We start from the raw sequence: 3,880 nt of genomic DNA, 5'->3' as shown, positions 1-3,880 counted from the left end.
AGCTTCAGAAGACGCCGCCTTTTTCGATCAAAAGGCGGCACCCAGAAACTTGTCCTGTTTTCTATCAATGAGTTGTTTTCAAACACTCTCCCGCAGGACACACCGGGCAACGCGCGTCTCAGGGGGCCGGGTCGGGTGTGATCGGCACCGCCATTTCGGCGGGTCGGCGCTGTCCGGTGGACAGGATGTCTTCCACCAGGGCGACGGGGCGGTATTCGATGTCGCATGCGCCGGCATGGACCAGGGATTCGAACCGGCTATAGACACATTCATATTCATGCGTCCCGTGCAGGGTGATGCCCACCCCGTCCAGCGACAGGCCGCCGCCCCCCTGTGACAGCAACAGCCTGCGCCCGTTGTTCAGGGTCCATGCGATGTCCCATACCTCAAGCCCGCGATGGGTCCAGTCGAATATGCCCTCCACCCCGCTCGACAGGGAGGGGGTGCTCCACTGTACCTGCGCCATGCACGGGGTTGCGGCCCCGGCGGGGATATCCAGAATGGCGTCGCGCACGAACAGGGGATCGTCCATCACCGCGCAGGCGATCGACAGCGCGTTGATGCCCGCGTCGAACACGCCATGGCCACCGGGTTTCCAGAACCAGTTCGCGCCGGGGTGCCATTTCTGCACGTTTTCGCGCCAGGTGATGCGCATGGCGCGCATGCCGTTGGCCGACAGGATCTGTCGTGCCGGGGCGATGGCCGGGGCGCAGGCCGCATGCCATGACGTCATCAGCGTGCGCCGCGCGTTGCGCGCCAGACGGTGCAGGTCCATCGCCTGTGACAGGATGGGCGTGGGAGGTTTTTCCAGCATCACATGCCATCCCGCCGCCAGTGCCTGCGCCGCCAGTGCGTAATGCGTCGCAGGCGGGGTGCAGATCGCCACCGCGTCCACCTCTGTCCCCGACTGGATCAGGGTGGTCAGGGACGAAAACATCTTGGCATCACCTGTCGCCGCGTCCCACCATGTCACGGGCGTGGGGTTGACCCCGGCGACCAGTTCAAATCCCGCATGCGCGCGGATGACGGGCACATGTTGCGTATTGGCGATCGTGCCCGTCCCGATGATGGCGATGCGGATGGGCCGCGACGTGTCATGCGATGGGGCGGGTGACGATGGCGTTGGTGCGGTCATGCGGTCGGTCCCTCAGTACGTACATGCGGCATAAAGGCCGATGGTCCGGGGCGCGGCCATGACCTGTCGGGGTGATGGGGCGTCATCATTGCGGCATTGTCCACCGGTGTCCAGTCGCAACCCCCGCGTGTGGCGGGATTGTCGTTGCCCCGCGCCATCACGCCCGCGTGACGCAGGGCCGGTGATGGTGGATTTTGGGCTTTCCAATTACCTGCAACTCCATCACAGTGCGCGCCACGACGGACCTGCGCGGTGGCAGGCCGGATGTGCGTAAAAGGATTGCGGACATGAAGAAAACAGGTGGCGTTATCGCGGTGCTGTCGGTTGTGGCGGCCACGCTTGTTACGGGGGTGTCGCCCGCCCATGCGGTGTCAGAGGCCATGTTGGATTCCCTGTATGTCGATCCTTCGGTCCACCTGCCCGCCGCCAGCCCGGCCTTTCCCGAATATGACATTGATGCCGACTGTACCAACGAATTCGGCGATGAAGTGAAATATGCCTGCGTTTCCGCTGAAAAGGAAAAGGCCGCGGTCCTGCGTGGTGTGTGGGATGAATACAAGGACGCCGACCGCGTCACATGCCAGCAGCAGGTCACGGCACAGCGGCATATCCAGTTGTATAAAAACCTTGCCTTCTGCGTGGACCAGCGCCGTTACGACGCCTATGTCCGCCATCATCCCGGCGTCGCACAGCAGCACTGATACCGCACGGTCAGGCATCAGGCGCAGCCATCGCCCGATGCCTGCGTTCCCACAGGTAACATTCTGAAATCATAAAGTTTTTTGGTGAAGCTTTTTCTAAAAAGCTTCAGAAGACGCCGCCTTTTTCGACCAAAATGCGGCACCCGGAAACTTTCCTTTTTCATCAGGGGTGTGTTTCCAGACAATCTCTGGCGCGCGCCCGGTGATGCGCTCCCCCATTCCCGCCGGGGGGCATGATTCAGTCGGGCATGATATGGCATTCGGCGGTGTTATGGCTGTGGTCATAATCCACGTTGATGTTGTCCCCGTCGCCATGCACCACGCGGTGTGGACGGGCCAGCCGGGGGGAAAACACGGATTTCGTGGCGTCCGCATCGGTCAGGTGCAGCCCGGCGGCGTCGGTGATGCTGTCGGGCAGGTTCCATGTCATCAGTGGCGTGTCGAGATGCGTGCGCGCGGTCTGGTACTGTGCCGGGTGATGGGCAATCCATGAGGGCGAAAGCCAGATCAGGAACGGCACGGCGTAATCCTGCTTCAGGTCGCCATGCTGTGTATGGCCTGCGGTGCATTCATCCACCCGCACCCCATGGTCGGCCACATGGAACAGCATGTTATCCCCCGGTGTGGCGCGCAGCATGTCGGTGATCTGCGCCATGATATGGTCGGTATAGGCGATGCTGTCGTCATAATCGGACCCGAACCGGGCATAGGCGCGGGGGAAACGGTCGGCCACGAATTCATGGCTGCCGAATATATGCACCACGATAAAGGTGTTGCCATGCGCATCGTGCAGGGCGTGCGCAACTTCGGGCAGCAAGGCTTCGTCAAGTTTCGGCCGACTCATCATCCCGCCATGCACGGTGGTATAGATGACGTGACGCGCCTGTTCGGAATAGGCGCCGATCACGCTGTCATACGGGCCAAGGCGGGGATGGTTGCTGATCCACCATGTCCCATATCCGGCGGCGTTGAACAGGGAAATCAGGTCATGTTGCGTGATGCGTGGCGACATGACCCGGTCATATTGCGACAGGATGACCGGCACCGACCCGACCGTGTAATCAAACGGCGTCACCATGTCGCCAAAGCGCAGAAGCCCGTCTTCGCGTTCCATTTCCGGGGTGTCGGGCACGTCATACCCATACATGTGCAGGTGATCGCGCCGCGCGCTTTCACCGATCACCAGCACGACGATATGTGGCGGGTCGCGATCCGGCGGGGCGACAAAGCGCACCGGCTGGTGGTTCATCCGCCGCGCCATGTCGGTCACGCGCCGTGTTTCATACCGCCCGGCAAGGTACCCCGCGACAAGGTTCCATGGATAGGAATGATCGTAGAAATCCTCCAGCCCGTAAAACGGGTTGTAATTCACGGCACGGTGGAAATTTTCGTGGTTCAGCTGCATGACCCGCGCGCCCATCGGCACCAGCATCAGCAGCGTGAACCACCGCACCCATCCCCGCCGCCCCCATCCTGACGGCAGCACCGGCCCGCGCGGGCGTGCGACATATCCCGCCGTTACGCCAGTACATACCGCCCCCCACATCACCAGCCACGGCCAGAACGCATGCAGGTATCCCATGATGACCGGCAGCGAGCAGTAGAACAGCACAAGCCAGAGCTGCACCCCCGGCAGGTGGCCCGTCAGATGCACGTAATACAGCGCCATGGGCATCAGCAGCAGCGCGGGCAGCAACGCCACGACCACCAGCCGCCGTTGCCCCAGTGCGGCCATCAGCAACATGGCCGTCGCTACGCTGCGTACGATTCCATGCGAAGACAGGACCGATGGGGCCAACACCATGGAGACAAGAAGCCAGAACCCGAAATCCGGGCGGCGTGTGCGGGGGAAAAGGCGGCGTAGAAAGGCGATTGTCATGGACCCCGTAAGACTGTTTCGCGCAAGACAGCATGCGCCCCGGCCCGCATGCAATGGGGGCGGGGTGGATGAAACCATCTGTAATATGGGGTGTGGTGTGTTCCCGGTGGGGGCAGGGTGTCACAAGGGCTCTGCCCTTGACCCGCCAAAGGGCTGGCCCTTTGG

General features: G+C 62.2%; 5 protein-coding genes. 1 reads left to right on the top strand and 4 read right to left on the bottom strand.

The genetic code is table 11. The features are described 5' to 3' along the window. Positions 1 to 118: 118 nt before the first annotated feature. The gene (locus B7G66_RS13945; RefSeq protein ID WP_003621630.1) at positions 119 to 1,135 is read right to left on the bottom strand and encodes a Gfo/Idh/MocA family protein; all 1,017 of its coding nucleotides are present in this window, start codon (positions 1,133 to 1,135) and stop codon (positions 119 to 121) included. Positions 1,136 to 1,147: 12 nt separating this feature from the next. Then, the gene (locus tag B7G66_RS17520) at positions 1,148 to 1,342 is read right to left on the bottom strand and encodes a hypothetical protein (RefSeq protein ID WP_139312545.1); all 195 of its coding nucleotides are present in this window, start codon (positions 1,340 to 1,342) and stop codon (positions 1,148 to 1,150) included. An 80-nt stretch (positions 1,343 to 1,422) separates the two neighbouring features. Between B7G66_RS17520 and B7G66_RS13940 the strand changes: the two genes are divergently transcribed. After that, positions 1,423 to 1,836, top strand: coding sequence for a hypothetical protein (locus B7G66_RS13940; RefSeq protein WP_040512765.1), 414 nt, complete (start codon positions 1,423 to 1,425; stop codon positions 1,834 to 1,836). 17 nt (positions 1,837 to 1,853) lie between these two features. Here the strand turns inward: B7G66_RS13940 and B7G66_RS17940 are convergent, their stop codons facing one another. Then, positions 1,854 to 2,000 carry a hypothetical protein gene (locus B7G66_RS17940; protein WP_155116162.1) on the bottom strand — a complete coding sequence of 49 codons (147 nt, stop codon included), beginning with the start codon at positions 1,998 to 2,000 and terminating at the stop codon, positions 1,854 to 1,856. 74 nt (positions 2,001 to 2,074) lie between these two features. Next, positions 2,075 to 3,715, bottom strand: a complete 1,641-nt coding sequence (locus B7G66_RS13935; RefSeq protein ID WP_003621634.1) for a phosphoethanolamine transferase — start codon at positions 3,713 to 3,715, stop codon at positions 2,075 to 2,077. Between the last annotated feature and the right edge of the window lie 165 nt (positions 3,716 to 3,880).

Origin of the sequence: Novacetimonas hansenii JCM 7643 (assembly GCF_000964405.1) — a bacterium.
In the GTDB taxonomy this organism is placed as follows: domain Bacteria; phylum Pseudomonadota; class Alphaproteobacteria; order Acetobacterales; family Acetobacteraceae; genus Novacetimonas; species Novacetimonas hansenii.
The sequence above is the reverse complement of the archived record's forward strand: the minus strand, read 5'-3'. Positions and strand labels throughout refer to the sequence as shown.

Coding starts and splice junctions, on each gene's coding strand:
- B7G66_RS13945 (WP_003621630.1), bottom strand. CDS start 1,135: ATGACCGCACCAACGCCATCGTCACCCGCCCCATCGCATGACACGTCG.
- B7G66_RS13940 (WP_040512765.1), top strand. CDS start 1,423: ATGAAGAAAACAGGTGGCGTTATCGCGGTGCTGTCGGTTGTGGCGGCC.
- B7G66_RS17940 (WP_155116162.1), bottom strand. CDS start 2,000: ATGAAAAAGGAAAGTTTCCGGGTGCCGCATTTTGGTCGAAAAAGGCGG.
- B7G66_RS13935 (WP_003621634.1), bottom strand. CDS start 3,715: ATGACAATCGCCTTTCTACGCCGCCTTTTCCCCCGCACACGCCGCCCG.